This is a genomic window from Ezakiella massiliensis (assembly GCF_059862345.1).
Genome location: NZ_JCBCEO010000002.1, coordinates 218,155 through 231,630, shown reverse-complemented (window position 1 = coordinate 231,630; position 13,476 = coordinate 218,155). Strand labels below are relative to the sequence as shown.

Annotated in this window: 13 protein-coding genes and 1 other annotated feature; all 13 genes read right to left on the bottom strand. The window is 37.7% G+C overall.

From position 1 onward, the window contains the following. Positions 1 to 10 precede the first annotated feature (10 nt). The gene (gene rsfS / locus AC6FXG_RS04075) at positions 11 to 343 is read right to left on the bottom strand and encodes a ribosome silencing factor (protein WP_245870529.1); all 333 of its coding nucleotides are present in this window, start codon (positions 341 to 343) and stop codon (positions 11 to 13) included. Further along, the gene (yqeK, locus tag AC6FXG_RS04070; protein WP_500571669.1) at positions 340 to 924 is read right to left on the bottom strand and encodes a bis(5'-nucleosyl)-tetraphosphatase (symmetrical) YqeK; all 585 of its coding nucleotides are present in this window, start codon (positions 922 to 924) and stop codon (positions 340 to 342) included. Before yqeK ends, rsfS begins: the two co-directional genes overlap by 4 nt. After that, a complete protein-coding gene (gene nadD / locus AC6FXG_RS04065; protein WP_500571668.1) occupies positions 912 to 1,514 on the bottom strand; it encodes a nicotinate (nicotinamide) nucleotide adenylyltransferase in 603 nt (200 codons plus the stop codon). The genes yqeK and nadD overlap by 13 nt, the downstream gene beginning before the upstream one ends. Continuing rightward, the gene (locus tag AC6FXG_RS04060; RefSeq protein WP_500571667.1) at positions 1,514 to 1,795 is read right to left on the bottom strand and encodes a YhbY family RNA-binding protein; all 282 of its coding nucleotides are present in this window, start codon (positions 1,793 to 1,795) and stop codon (positions 1,514 to 1,516) included. The genes nadD and AC6FXG_RS04060 overlap by 1 nt, the downstream gene beginning before the upstream one ends. Positions 1,796 to 1,801: 6 nt before the next feature. Further along, entirely contained in the window at positions 1,802 to 3,064 is a 1,263-nt protein-coding gene (gene obgE, locus AC6FXG_RS04055; protein ID WP_407920186.1) for a GTPase ObgE, read from the bottom strand. 45 nt (positions 3,065 to 3,109) lie between these two features. Continuing rightward, positions 3,110 to 3,397: a 50S ribosomal protein L27 gene (rpmA, locus tag AC6FXG_RS04050; protein ID WP_075574103.1), complete on the bottom strand. Its 288-nt coding sequence runs from the start codon at positions 3,395 to 3,397 to the stop codon at positions 3,110 to 3,112. A gap of 1 nt (position 3,398) precedes the next feature. Then, a complete protein-coding gene (locus tag AC6FXG_RS04045; RefSeq protein WP_500571666.1) occupies positions 3,399 to 3,731 on the bottom strand; it encodes a ribosomal-processing cysteine protease Prp in 333 nt (110 codons plus the stop codon). Next, the gene (gene rplU, locus AC6FXG_RS04040; protein ID WP_075574105.1) at positions 3,731 to 4,045 is read right to left on the bottom strand and encodes a 50S ribosomal protein L21; all 315 of its coding nucleotides are present in this window, start codon (positions 4,043 to 4,045) and stop codon (positions 3,731 to 3,733) included. The genes AC6FXG_RS04045 and rplU overlap by 1 nt, the downstream gene beginning before the upstream one ends. Before the next feature lie 11 nt (positions 4,046 to 4,056). Then, positions 4,057 to 4,131 (bottom strand) — a sequence feature (ribosomal protein L21 leader region). A gap of 345 nt (positions 4,132 to 4,476) precedes the next feature. Next, the gene (locus tag AC6FXG_RS04035) at positions 4,477 to 5,655 is read right to left on the bottom strand and encodes a MalY/PatB family protein (RefSeq protein ID WP_500571665.1); all 1,179 of its coding nucleotides are present in this window, start codon (positions 5,653 to 5,655) and stop codon (positions 4,477 to 4,479) included. Between the two features lie 112 nt (positions 5,656 to 5,767). Next, positions 5,768 to 7,024, bottom strand: a complete 1,257-nt coding sequence (locus AC6FXG_RS04030) for a hypothetical protein (RefSeq protein WP_075574107.1) — start codon at positions 7,022 to 7,024, stop codon at positions 5,768 to 5,770. Positions 7,025 to 7,281: 257 nt separating this feature from the next. Further along, a complete protein-coding gene (locus AC6FXG_RS04025; protein ID WP_500571664.1) occupies positions 7,282 to 11,517 on the bottom strand; it encodes a copper amine oxidase N-terminal domain-containing protein in 4,236 nt (1,411 codons plus the stop codon). Positions 11,518 to 12,167: 650 nt separating this feature from the next. Beyond that, the gene (gene rplQ / locus AC6FXG_RS04020) at positions 12,168 to 12,506 is read right to left on the bottom strand and encodes a 50S ribosomal protein L17 (protein ID WP_075574109.1); all 339 of its coding nucleotides are present in this window, start codon (positions 12,504 to 12,506) and stop codon (positions 12,168 to 12,170) included. Positions 12,507 to 12,520: 14 nt separating this feature from the next. Beyond that, complete coding sequence (locus tag AC6FXG_RS04015) at positions 12,521 to 13,474, bottom strand: DNA-directed RNA polymerase subunit alpha (protein WP_075574110.1); 954 nt, start codon at positions 13,472 to 13,474, stop codon at positions 12,521 to 12,523. Positions 13,475 to 13,476: the final 2 nt, after the last annotated feature.

Genomic DNA, 13,476 nt, shown 5'->3' with positions numbered 1-13,476 from the left:
AATGTCCTCCTTATTCTTCTGTTTCCTTCCACAAGCGTTCAAGATCATAGTACTTGCGTGCCGTAACCTCGAAGATGTGAACAATTATATCTCCAAAATCTAGCAAGAGCCACTCGCTGGATTTTTTGGACATGGGATTTTCTAAGCTGTAACCAGCCTTTTCCATTTCATATAATACATTGTCGGCAATACTGTTTAGCTGGTTTACGTTGGCAGCACCTGCAATTACAAAGTAGTCAGCAAAGCTTGAACGCTCTTTGATATCGATGATTTCAATATCATAACCCAGTTTGTTTTCAATTGCCTTCTCAATAATTTCTAATTTCTTTTCTATATCTTTCACTTTATCTCCCCTTGTTTTGTAATTTTTAAGTAATAGTTCCTTGCCTCAAGCGAGCTACCAGCAATATAGCGGTCGTTTCTAATCAGGTGTGCCAGATTTTCATTTAGGATTTCATACATGGCCCGGTCCAAATCGACCTTGGCCATGGCCCGAAAGTCATCAATGAATTCATAATTTCTGGCAGGTTCTATCATGTCCGCAATGTAGACAATCTTTTCCAAATCAGACATGGCTGGTCGGCCAGTGATGTGGTTTTTGATTGCATTTAAAACATCTGCGTCCTCTATGCCGAAAATATTTTTGGCTATATAAGTGGACAGGGCTCCGTGGACAAGATTGTACTCTGCCCTTTCCTCCTCACTTAATATTATACCCCAGTCCTGGACCTTTTGCAATGTTTTTTCTCTAGACTTCCACTTGCCAGAGTCGTGGAGGATGCCTGCCATCTCAGCCTTTTTCTCGTCGACGCCGTGAATTTTTGCAAGTTCAACCGCCGTTTCCATTACGCGAATCGAGTGGCCGTAGCGAAAGTCGTCCAGGTTATCTTTTAAAAATTCTAAAACCTTATCTAATTCGTACATCCGCACAGCTCCTTAAAGTCAATGTCTTTTAAAAACTCATAGGCCCTATCTGTCACGTAAAATCTCACGTCTTCACCCGCCTTTAATCTCTTTCGAACAAAGGACGAGGACATTTCAAATATGGGATTATCCACAAAATAAAAGCGGTCCTTGTATTTTTCGTACAAGTCGTGGGACTTAAATTCGTAGCCGCCCCTTTTCATAACTATAACCTTGGCCAGCTTTAAAATCTCCTCTGCATTTTTCCACTGGGGCAGAGACAAAAATGAATCCATACCCACAACTATTGCCAAGTCCTCATGAGTCTTCTTAAAATGCTCCAGGGTTTTAAAGGTATAGGACTCGCCAGCCTGCCTAAACTCGTAATCGCTGACCTCCACGCCGTCGATTTCACCAAAGACGATCTTTGCCAGCTCTAACCTAGTCTCATCATCCAAGCACTCCAGGTCCTTGTGGGGAGGATTGCCCGTTGGCATAACTAAAAAATCGTCAAATTCCAGGCTGTCGACCAGATATTTTACATTTAAAACATGGGCAATTGTTGGCGGATTAAAGGCTCCGCCAAAAATAATCGTGCCAAACTTTTTCATTATAAATAAATATTCTTGTCGGACTTCCTATAAATAGAAAGCACGTTTCCCATTTTTTGCACAAATTCTACGCCCAATTTTTCTTCTAGCTCGTCAAAAAGCTCGTAAGCGTCGACATCTGTATTTTGCAATAATTGTATCTTCATAATTTCATTTTTATTTAAATATAAATCAATAGCCTCGATTAGCTCGTCGCTAATCCCACCCTTGCCAACGCGGATGGCTGGCTTTTGGGTGTTTAGCTTTGATTTTAAAAATGCTCTTTCTTTAGCTGTAATCATACTCGTCTACTCCATGTGTTCAAATTCATATCCAAAGACGTCGACGATGTCCCCGTCCTTGATGCCCAGCTCACGCAGCTGGTCCATAATGCCAATCCGGCTTAAAAAATCTTGGAAACGCCTTACACTGTCTGGCTCTGTAAAATCTGTCCCCATGAAATAATATTCGACATGGTCGCCAGTAATGTAATATATGTCGCCTTCCTTCCAGACCTTGATTGGTCTTTCTTCGAATTCGGCCTCAGCAAATTCTTCCACTTCAGCCTCTGCAGGCAATTCTTGCAGCTTGTTGTAGAGGGCGTACTTTAATTCCTTTACCCCCTGCAAGCTTGCAGCAGAAATTACAAAGACCTCTTCGCCGGTTTTTTCTTCAAATTTTTTCTTAACTTCAAGGATTTCTTCCTCAGTCATCAAATCAGTTTTGTTTAGGGCAATGACTTCGACTTTTTGGCTGAGTTTTTCTGAATAGTCTTTCATCTCCCGCCTTAAAATCTCATAGTCTTCGATTGGATCGCGGCCCTCTGAGCCCGATGCGTCAATTACATGGCAAAGGAGTCTGACTCTTTCAACGTGCCTCAAAAACTTTAAGCCGAGTCCTGCTCCGCCAGACGCCCCTTCGATGATGCCCGGTATATCACAGGCCACATAAGACCTGCCCTCTTCCACAAAAACTACGCCCAGATTTGGCTCAAGTGTTGTGAAATGATAATTGGCAATCTTTGGCTTTGCTGCAGAAATAATTGAGAGGAGACTGGATTTTCCCACATTTGGAAAACCCACAAAGCCCACGTCTGCAATTAATTTTAATTCCAAGTCGATTTCAATCTCTTGACCGCGTGCGCCCGGCTCCATAAAGGTCGGTGCCTGACGAGTAGCAGTTCTAAAATGCCAGTTGCCCCTGCCGCCTCTGCCGCCTTTTACAATTACAAACTCCTCACCAACTTCCTTGAAGTCGTAGAGGATGCCGTCTTTGCCAACTTGCTTGACCACAGTGCCCACGGGAACCTTGAGATAAAGATCTTGGCCATCCTTGCCTTTTTTCAGATTATTCATGCCGTTCTCGCCGTTTTCTGCCTTAAATTTTGTTTTAAATCTATAATCGATGAGCGAATTTAAATTGTCAGTTGCGACCAATATAATATCGCCGCCCTTGCCACCATCGCCACCGTGCGGGCCGCCTTTAGGCTCATATTTCTCGCGTCTCCAACCAATATGTCCGTCACCGCCCTTGCCCGCTTTTAATTGTAGTCTAACCTTATCAAACATAATAATCACCTACTTACAAAAAAAGCTTGACCTAGGTCAAGCTGATTCTTAAGCGATTTCTCTTGGATAAACGCTTACTTGTGTTCTCTTCTTACTTTTCTTTTCAAATTTTACAACGCCATCAATCTTAGCAAATAGCGTGTCGTCGGATCCTCTACCAACATTGTTGCCAGCGTGAATCTTTGTTCCTCTTTGACGAACAAGGATGTTACCAGCTGTAACAATTTGGCCATCGCCGCGTTTTGTTCCCAAGCGCTTAGCAATAGAATCTCTACCGTTTTTAGAAGATGCAGCTCCCTTTTTAGAAGCAAATAATTGAAGATTTAATTTAAACATTCTATTCCTCCATTTCTAATCGGACAAATTGCCCATAGCTTTCCACCAGACTCTTAACCCCTTCTAATAGAGTTTTCATAATCAGATCTAAGTCGTCACTTTGGACCTTGGAAATAAATTCCATCAGACTCTCGTCATCGTCCTCGATCATTTTTTCAGTATAATCGCCCTTCTTAAGATGGCAATTAACTATGGCCGACCTGTAGACAGTGTGGGTGAGAATACTCACAGCCGCACATACAATGTCCTTGCCGTAGTCATTATAATCTGCATGACCCTGTGACCTAAATCCGTAAAAACCCTTTTCATTCTTAAAAAGAGTTACGACTATCATTAGATAGCCAAGCTTTCAATTTGTACTCTTGTGAAAGGTTGTCTGTGGCCTTTTTTCTTGCGATAGTTCTTTTTAGCTTTGTATTTGAAAACGATAACTTTTTTAGCCTTACCATTCTTAAGAACTTTCGCACTTACGCTTGCGCCCTCAACATATGGCTTACCAACTTTAATCGCCCCATCATCACCAGAAGCTAATAGAACCTTGTCGAAAACTACCATTTCGCCTTCGCCTGCGCCTAGTTTTTCAACGTGTAGCACATCGCCTTCTTTGACTTGGTATTGCTTTCCACCAGTTTCAATAATTGCGTACATAATCCACCTCCATTGTGATTTAGTCTCGCCGTCTAAGGTGGCCTAAAAATAAGCACTTAAAAACCTGTTCCGTGCGGAAGATTACCTACTAATAATACCACATAAAAAGCCATCTGTCAAGGATTTGCGTGGAATTTTATTGGTAAATTTTTTTCTTGTAAAATATTTTTAATTCAAAAAATTTTTTCAAAACTCAAGGCCTCTAACTTTCAAATTAAAATACAATTATTTCTTCAAAACTCCCAGCCTTTAACTTCTTAAAATAAAATGCAATTATTTTTCTAAATCGCCCTGCCTTTAATTCCTTAAAATAAAATATAATTATTTTTTCAAAACTCCGCGCCCATAACTTTCAAGTTTAAAAATTATTTTAAAATCACATCAAAAGCCAATAAAAAAACTGGAGGAGTCCTCCAGTTTAAATTATAAATTTATTTTGCATCTTCGATTGCGGCGGTAATTTTCTTACAAAGGTCTTCGATAAATCTGGTTGGTGATGCCAGGTTAATTCTTTCAAAACCGTGGCCACCCTTGCCAAAGATATAGCCTTCATCTAAAAATACATCGTGCTTTATCATGTGCTTTTCAAGAGCCTCATGGTCCATGCCAAGAGCATTGAAATCCAACCACAAGAGATAAGTTCCTTGGTGGTCAGCAATTTTAATTTCAGGATGGTTTTTAGCCATGTAGTCCCTGATATATTTGCTGTTTTCTTCAATCTTTTTCATCATTTCTTGGTACCAGTCTTCACACTTGTCATAGCAAATTTCAACTGTCTTGTAACCCAGTGCTGTTGGACTTAGCCTAGATGTGCAAGCAGCCCTGTTCACATACCTTTCCCTCATTTCAGGATTCTTAACAAAAACTGTGCAAAGGTCCATACCTGCAACATTAAAAGTCTTGGATGCAGATGTAAAAGTAATGGCCCTATCTGCCAAGTCATCAGAAAGAGTTTGGAAAACTGTGTGCTTGTGGCCAGGCATAATCAAATCATTGTGAATTTCATCAGCAAATAGAAGCTTGTCATTTTTTATAATACCATCAGCCAATCTTTGGAGCTCCTCACGCTTCCAAACCCTGCTAACAGGATTGTGAGGCGAGCAGAAGAGCAGAGCCTTGTTTTCTGGTTTGGCAATGAGTTCTTCAAAGAGATCAAAATCAATCTCATAAGTATTATCTTTTTTAATCAAAGGACATTCGACAATCTTCCTGCCCAAAGCTTCAATAACCATAAAGAATGGATAATAAACTGGTGGCATAACGATAATCCCATCGCCAGGCTCAGTAAATTCTTCAATAGCTGTATAGATTGCGCTAACAATAGCTTGGAAATTGACAATCCAATCGCTTTCAACTTCAAAATCGTGGTGCCTCTTCATCCATGATTTAACGGCATTATAGTAAGCTTCATTGCCCACAGTATAGCCCAAAACCATTTCATCCAAATAAGCCTTCAAACCCTCCACAAGTGCTGGAGCAGTTTTAAATTCCATATCTGCAACTGAAAAAGGCATAACGTCGTCAGAAACATCAGCCTTCAAATCCTTCATAATGAGCCACTTCTTAGAACCTTGGGCCCTTCTATCAACTACTGTCTCAAAATCGTACATGAATATCCTCCTATTCTTTACTCCATTATAACACTTTTTGAAACTCATGGCAAGAAAAGAAGACTTATAAGCAATAAAAAACGGGGAAATATATCCCCCGTTTAATAGCAGCTTAAATAAAAACTACATAGTAAGTGGCTTGATAACCAAACAATTCTTTAAACATGAGCATTTCAAGACCATCAAGATCTTTCTTTGAAATCGTTAGGCCCTCTGCTAAAGAGATATTGCTAACTTTTCCATTCACAACTTTGGAAGTATTGAGTGGAACAAAACCAAATACAGTCTTTTCAAAATCTTCCTCTGGATAATTTTTGTAAGAATTTTCATCTGCCGAAAGATCTACAACTTTTACAACTCCAAATGCATTATCACTATAGTCAGTATACGCTTTCTTTGTACGATCATTGTACATAGTAAATTTAATTGCATCAAAAATGCTATTTAAATAAATCTTGTCATCCTTTATCCTGTCTTTTTTAATAAAATAAATCGGATATTCTGGGTAAGGACGTTCTGTGTAGAATTCAGGCACCCCTTCTAGGGCTTCAAATTCTTTAGTTTGTCTATAAGCATTTTTAAAAGCGTCTTTTGTAAATTCGTAATTAATATCACTTAAATAAAATAATCTGCTGTCATCTGCTCGATTAAATTTATAAAAAGTCTTTCCCTCTATTATATATATAATAAAGTCTTGAGTGTTTCTATCAGGATCATTAATGTAAGCTTCAATTTCTTCTTGGCTTGCATTTATTTCCTTGATGCTTTGGCCATATCTTTCATAGAAAGACTTACCTTCAGCATTGTCAGCTTTCTTGTCTTCAGTTTTCTTGTCTTCAGTTTTTTCCTCAGTTTTTTCTTTAGAATCTTCTGCGCTAATGCCAGTGTTTAGCAAAATATCTTGGGTTTCCTTGTTATAACCTACAGAAAAACCAACAACATCAGCCAAATCACGGAGCTTAACATAGTTATTTTGGTCGATTAGGGCAGCCTTTAACATAACTTCCTCGCCGTCCACCAAAATATTATTTGTAAGCATCTTGGCCTCAGTCTTGTCGTGTTTCATCGCTTGCAAGTCTGTTTCCAACTTTTCATAAGGCTTTCCAAGTTCAAGTTCAATCTGTTTCTTTTCCTTGTTAAAAGTAACATTGAACTGACTCTTTGTGCCAGATAAAATCGCAGCCAAGTCTCTGAGCTTGTAATAGTTATTTTGATTGATCAAATAACCGCCAATTTCAACAGACTCCCCGTCCAATTTAAATGGCTGAAAACTCTTTACAGCCCCTGCCATATCTCCCTCTGCCTTCACGCTTGGTACCATTGATACAAGTAGCAAAACGCTAAGAGCAATCGCTAGTAATCTTCTCATAATTACCTCCTAAATATATTATTATATATAATTATATTTGATATGGAAGTATAAATCAAGCTATATTTATTTATTGATCAGACAGAGCCAATAGGTCAATTTCCAGTAGAGGCGATCCCCATTTATGGGGTGAGGATTTGATCATATATTGCCCAAAAAGACCACCCGACATTTTCCCAACAAAAAACTACAACGAGGATTAACCCCGCTGTAGTTTAAAGGAATTTACAAAAAGAATAATTTATCTTCTTCTTTTATTATTGATTTTCTCTTACAGTGATAATTACTCTGTAATTTTCTTGATCCCATTCGATGTCATTGTATACGCCATCTCTTAGGTCGCCATTGGTCATGCCAAAGATTTGTGAGATGTTTGTGAGTGGGACAAAGATTCTTTCAGAAATAACTGTTGGTTCAGCGTCCATTACGATTTGACGGCCGTCTGAAACTTGGATGATATTTGAACCCAAAGTGATTGTTGCTGTGATACCATCCTTTGTGAAGGTTGCACTTTGTGTGTCTTGGTGCCATTCAACTGTAGCTCCAATAGCTTCTGCTACAAATCTGATAGGTAGCATGGTTCTTTGGTTGATAGCTGTTGGTGCTACGTCCATTGGAATTTGGCTAATATTTCCGTTTAATTCCATTTCATAGTAATATTTTTCCAAGTAGAAGTAAAGTGTCTTAAAGGCATCTTTCTTTTCTTCTTCCTTAACTTCATCCTTCTTATCTTCATTTCTTTCTGAAGGTTTATATTCGTCTTTTTTGCTGTAGTCTCTTAGATAATTTGGACTTGGTTCATCATAGTAGTAACCTGGATAGTAAGGTGGATTTGAAGGTTGATAAGGATCTTCACCTGGTTCATCTTCACCTGGTTTTTCTGGTTCTGGTTGCGGTTTGTTTTTATTTTCTTTATCCTTTTCCTTTGCATCTGCTAGAGCCTCTTCAAGAGCACCCTTGGTTTGAGCCTTATCAACAGCATCCTTAAATTCATTCTTTTCTTCTGGACTTAGATTATCTAAGGCGTCTATAGCTTTCTTAGCTTTATCCTTTTCTTGGGCTGTAGGAGCAAGAGCATTTTCTTTTGCCTCAGCATCAGCCTTGGCCTTGTCAGCTGCATCTTGTGCCTTGTCAGCTGCGTCTTGAGCGTCTTTTGCATCTGCTTTAGCTTGGTCAGCTTCTTTTTTGGCTTCGTCAGCTTTATTTTGAGCTTCCTTAGCTTCGATTTCTTTAGTATCTGCTGCTTCTTTGGCTTCCTTTTGAGCATTCTCTGCTGCGTCTGCTGCTTTCTTAGCTTCTTCTAGTGCCTTTTGTGCTTCTGCATCATTAGGATTTTCTTTTGCAGCTTTTTCAGCTTCCTCTTCTTTAGCCTTTGCATCTTCATATGCCTTTTGTGCTTCAGTTTCTTTAGTTTTTGCGTCTGCTGCTTCTTTAGCTTTAGCATCTGCTTCTGTTTGTGCTTCTTCAGCTGCTTTTTCTGCGTCTGCTGCTTTCTTTTCAGCTTCTTCAGCTTTAACCTTTTCTGCGTCTGCTGCTTCTTGAGCTTTATCTGCTTCTGCTCTTGCCTCTTCAGCATCTTTCTTTTTCTTGTTTTCTTCATCTTGAGCTTGAGCTGCTTCTAATACTTTTTCAACAGCTTCCTTGCTATCAGCTTGGTCAACTTTTGCTTTTTCTGCATCTTTTTCTTCTTGGCTTAAATTTTCAAACTTATCAATATCTTTTTTAGCTGCATCTTTTGCTTCTTCAAGAGCTTTCTTGGCTTCAGCTTCTTTCTTGTTTTCTTCATCTAATGTCTTTGCAGCTTCTAGAGCTTTTTCAACAGCTTCTTTGTTATCAGCTTGGTCAACTTTATCTTGAGCATCTTTCTTTTCTTCAGGACTTAAATTTTCAAGCTTATCAATATCTTTCTTAGCTGCGTCTTTTGCTTCTTCAAGAGCTTTCTTAGCTTCAGCTTCTTCTTTGTTCTTAGTATCTTGAGCCTTAGCAGCTTCAACAGCACTATCTACTCCAGCTTTGTCCTTTGCTTGGTCAACTTTAGCTTGAGCATCTTTCTTTTCATCATCGTTTAAGTTTTCTAAAGCTTCAATATCTTTCTTAGCTTGGTCTTTAGCAGCTTTCAATTCTTTAGCTGCATCAAATTCTTGTCTAATATCATTTAATCCTGCTGGATCTTCTAATGCATCAACTTTATCAGTTAGATTTTTCTTTGTTTCAGCGTCTAAATCAGATTTTTCAATTTCACCTTTTAATTCAGTCTTTCTTTCATCAAAGTTTTCTTTGTCTTGTTCGGTTTTGATTCCATCTTCTATTTCTTTTGTTAATTCATCAAGATCAGTATCAACTGTTGCATCATTAACTTTTTTCTTCAAAGCTTCAACAGCTTTTGTATCTTTTAAATTTGCTTCATCAATCTTTCTAAGCAATTCTGCCTTCTTTTCTTCAAGAGCCTTTTCAGCTTCTTTTTTGGCTTTAATTTCAGCATCTTTATCTTGAGCCTCTTTTAAAGCTGCACTTACTCCAGCTTCATCTTTTGCTTCTTCAACTTTTGCTTTAGCTTCATTTTTTTGATCGTTAGTTAGGTTTTCAAGCTTATCTATTTTATCTTTAGCATCTTCTTTTGCTTTCTTTAAAGCTGCTTTTTTTGCTGCGTCCTTGTCAACTACTTCTAGGGCTGTATCAATTTCAGCATCATCTACATCCTTGCCTGCCTTGTCCCAATAAACAGCAAGCTTCTTGCCATTATATTCTAATTTAACAAGGGTGTTATTGTCGATGTCTTCTCCATCAACTATCTTAACTTTTAATCCGTAGTCTTTAAAATCCTTATAGGAAACTTTTCTAGTCACATCTGCTTGGGTGTTATCTTTATTAGCTGCTTTTAATTCAACTTCTAAATTATCTAAATAAAATTTCACTTGTTCTGAGTCAGCGACTTGATAAGATGTTGATGGGTTCCTTGTAACTTTTATGGATTTAATATTATCCTTGTCAAAACCATCATCAATAACTTCTAAGGATTTATTTGTATAAACAAAGTATTCTTTGCCATTTTCTGTATAAGTTACTTTGATATACTTGCCATTGTCTTCACCTGTTAGCTTTTGACCATCTGTGTAATTGAGTGTAATACCCTTGGCCGCAAAATCTCTAGGATGAACATATGTTGTACTTCCTCGACCTTCTGCATCATATTTATTAATTCCAACTAGCATTTTGCTTAGGTCAATTTTTGGTTCAGCCATTTCCTTGTAATCATATTGTGGTTCACCGATAATTTCAATCTTAGCTTCTTCACTGTTTCCAGATGTATCCATGCCTAGGAAATAATCTTTTTTAATTTCTGTTTCTTTATCAAATTTTTCTGAAGAAAAGCTCTTAGTGTTTAAATTATATTCATAATAATCATTACCATATAAAGAAACTTTTTTTCCGTCTTCTACAGTACGTGCTTCTCCATAATCTAATGATAAATTATTCCTCCAACCTTTTTGGCCTGTGTACACAATGCGATTTGGAGTATATACTTCATATAGGTCTACATCTTCTAATTTGCCTTCATATGTTGGGTTGTTAAAATAAATTGCGTTAAAAAAATTAAATTCATCATACTTTTTATCAAGTGCATAGATTTTTCTTGAACCATGTTCTTCTTCACCAAGCCAGCCCGCAAACTTTTGTCCTTGTGGTGGGTTAGATGTTTCTTTTGACCTCAATACCTTTACTACTTCTTCATAAGTAGCTGTTGGAGCAAAGGTTAATACTTCAGTTTCATCTGTTCCATACTTGTGCAAGATAACCTTATAATCAAGATATTTATCATATTCCAAAGTTTTATTTGTATTTTCTGTAAAAATGCCTTTAACCTTTGAAGTATCTTTCAACTTATAACCAGAATCTGTATCAAAAAAAACTACATCAAAATGTGCTTGATTTCTTTCTATTATTTCTACCTCATACAAAGGATTTACATAAAAAGTTTCATTCTTATAAGGTTGGTCCCCTTTGCTCCGAGGTTGAGGTATAAACCCACCATGGTCTCCTGCATTTACAGTTACTTTGACCCAACCTGTAGGCTGTGATGTAGCTTTTGAGACAACATAGTTTTTTGCCTTGTGTGATTTTGTAGTTACATATATAACAACGTCGTGATCAGGCATTGTAAATTTACGATCTTCTATTTTTTTCCCATCGTAATAATAGTTATAATAAGAATTCCACGAAAAATTACTGTTGTCAACAGGATAGATTGTAAGTTGAGTTCCAGCCTTTGCCTTTGTTAAACTCTCAGAACTCCAATTGTACGTATTTATTATTTTTAATTCCTCTGGCTTTAAATTCACAATATCGTCACTGAATTTAAATTCAATGTTATACTCTCTATTGGGGTCTGCTTGGACTGGTTGTTCTTCACCAGCTGCGAATGTTGGCGCTGCGAAGCTCACTAGCATGGCTAGGGCTATTAGCAGGGCTAATAATTTCTTAGAATTATTCATTTTTTCCTCCTATTTTATTTATATTTATTTTAGTGTAATACTTGCTTGCATCCACCTAAATCTATGTACTTCCATTATATATATATATATATATAATGTCAATGGTAATTATTTTATATTTTAATTAGTAAAATGGCAAAGATATTTTTATTTTTTATTTATTCCCCTGGTCCTTGATTTTACAGGCTTAGATTCTTTCGATTTTGCTTTTTATTTTTGTTTTTATATTTTTCTTTTATATTACATTTGTGTTACATTTTTAAAATTCTCTTTTTTGGTATTTTATTAGTTTTTTATGTATTTCGGTTTTTGAAATTGTTTTTTATTTTCATTTTTTAAAGAAAATTTTTTGCAAGCAAAATATTTTCGTATTGTATTGGTTTATACGACAAATGTTCATGCCCACAAGGGGCAATCACATTCGCCTAATGTCCACAATTTTCCTCAGACTATTTCATTCAATCAAACATCGCCTCTGGCTCGTTTTCTTGAGAAATAGGTTGCGTGAGTCGCTGCATACCAATCGAGCATCGTTGTCACTCGCTCTCTTGGGCAGGGCTTCAGTTCGCAAAAAGTCGAACACTGCAAAAATTCGCAATTTTAACCGCAAATTTCCCATCAAAAAAGACGATCTTTCGATCGTCTTTATCTTATACCATTTCGATGATACACATTTCCGCGCCATCTCCACGGCGGGCTGTTGTTTTTAATATTCTTGTGTAGCCACCATTTCTTTCTGCATACTTTTCGCTGTATTCCGTGAATACTTTTTTAGCAGCCTCTTTGTCGTATAGGTATGAGTTGACTTGTCTCATTGCATGTTGGTCGCCTCTTTTGCCGAGGGTTACCATTTTGTCAGCAAGTCTCCTTGTTTCCTTTGCTTTTTCTACTGTTGTAACGATTCTGCCGTTTAGTAGTAGCGAGGTTGTCATGTTTCTAAGCATTGCATTTCTGTGGTCGGACGTGCGTCCTAATTTTCTTTGCGCCATACAATCCTCCTTAATTATTCTTCTTTCAAACTAAGACCGATATCGTCCAGCTTGTTCTTTATTTCTTCTAAACTTTTTTTACCTAGGTTTCTTACTCCCAGCATATCTTCTTCTGATTTTTGAATCAGATCTGAGACTGTGTCTATGCCGTCTCTTTTTAGGCAGTTGTAGCTTCTGACTGATAGTTCGAGTTGGTCGATGTCCATGTCAAGTAGCATTGTTTTTTGTTTTTCGCCTTTGTTTTTTAATATGCCTTTGGTGTCCACATCTTCTACCAGGTCTGCGAATAGGTTTAGGTGTTCAATCAAAATTTTTGCTCCAAATGATACTGCAGCGTCTGCTTCGATTGTGCCGTTTGTCCAGACTTCAAGCACTAGTCTTTCGTAGTCTGTTCTTTGTCCTACCCTGGTGTTTTCTATGTGGAAGTTTACTTTTTTAACCGGTGTAAATTCTGAGTCGATTGGAATGTCTTGGATGTTGGTTGTTTTTCCATCTTCTGCGACAGCCTTATTTTTTTCTTGTAGTACATAGCCTCTGCCGTGTTTTAAGTCCATGTCGATGGCTAGGTGTCCGCCTTTGTTTACGGTTGCGATGTGGTGATCTGGATTCATGATTTCACAGTCGCTGCCTGTTACTATGTCGGCTCCTGTTACTACTTTTGGCCCTGTTACATCGATTGTTAGGAGTAGGTTATCCTTTGTGTAGCTTTTTATTGCTAGTCCTTTTATGTTTAGTATTATTTCGGGAACGTCTTCAAGTACTCCTTTTATTGTTGAGAATTCGTGAAGCACTCCTTGGATTCTTATATTAGAAATTGCGGATCCAGGCAATATTGACAGAAGTACTCTTCTCATTGAGTTGCCAAGCGTTGTACCGTATCCTCTTTCTAATGGTTCGATAGCTATTTTTGCATAGCTTTTATCTTCGCTTTGTTCCAGTATTTGTACTGAAGGTTTTTCAATTTCCATGA

Excerpts from the sequence above, each read along its gene's own strand:
- yqeK (WP_500571669.1), bottom strand. The coding sequence starts at position 924 with ATGTACGAATTAGATAAGGTTTTAGAATTTTTAAAAGATAACCTGGAC.
- nadD (WP_500571668.1), bottom strand. The coding sequence starts at position 1,514 with ATGAAAAAGTTTGGCACGATTATTTTTGGCGGAGCCTTTAATCCGCCA.
- AC6FXG_RS04060 (WP_500571667.1), bottom strand. The coding sequence starts at position 1,795 with ATGATTACAGCTAAAGAAAGAGCATTTTTAAAATCAAAGCTAAACACC.
- rpmA (WP_075574103.1), bottom strand. The coding sequence starts at position 3,397 with ATGTTTAAATTAAATCTTCAATTATTTGCTTCTAAAAAGGGAGCTGCA.
- AC6FXG_RS04045 (WP_500571666.1), bottom strand. The coding sequence starts at position 3,731 with ATGATAGTCGTAACTCTTTTTAAGAATGAAAAGGGTTTTTACGGATTT.
- rplU (WP_075574105.1), bottom strand. The coding sequence starts at position 4,045 with ATGTACGCAATTATTGAAACTGGTGGAAAGCAATACCAAGTCAAAGAA.
- AC6FXG_RS04035 (WP_500571665.1), bottom strand. The coding sequence starts at position 5,655 with ATGTACGATTTTGAGACAGTAGTTGATAGAAGGGCCCAAGGTTCTAAG.
- AC6FXG_RS04030 (WP_075574107.1), bottom strand. The coding sequence starts at position 7,024 with ATGAGAAGATTACTAGCGATTGCTCTTAGCGTTTTGCTACTTGTATCA.
- AC6FXG_RS04025 (WP_500571664.1), bottom strand. The coding sequence starts at position 11,517 with ATGAATAATTCTAAGAAATTATTAGCCCTGCTAATAGCCCTAGCCATG.
- rplQ (WP_075574109.1), bottom strand. The coding sequence starts at position 12,506 with ATGGCGCAAAGAAAATTAGGACGCACGTCCGACCACAGAAATGCAATG.
- AC6FXG_RS04015 (WP_075574110.1), bottom strand. The coding sequence starts at position 13,474 with ATGGAAATTGAAAAACCTTCAGTACAAATACTGGAACAAAGCGAAGAT.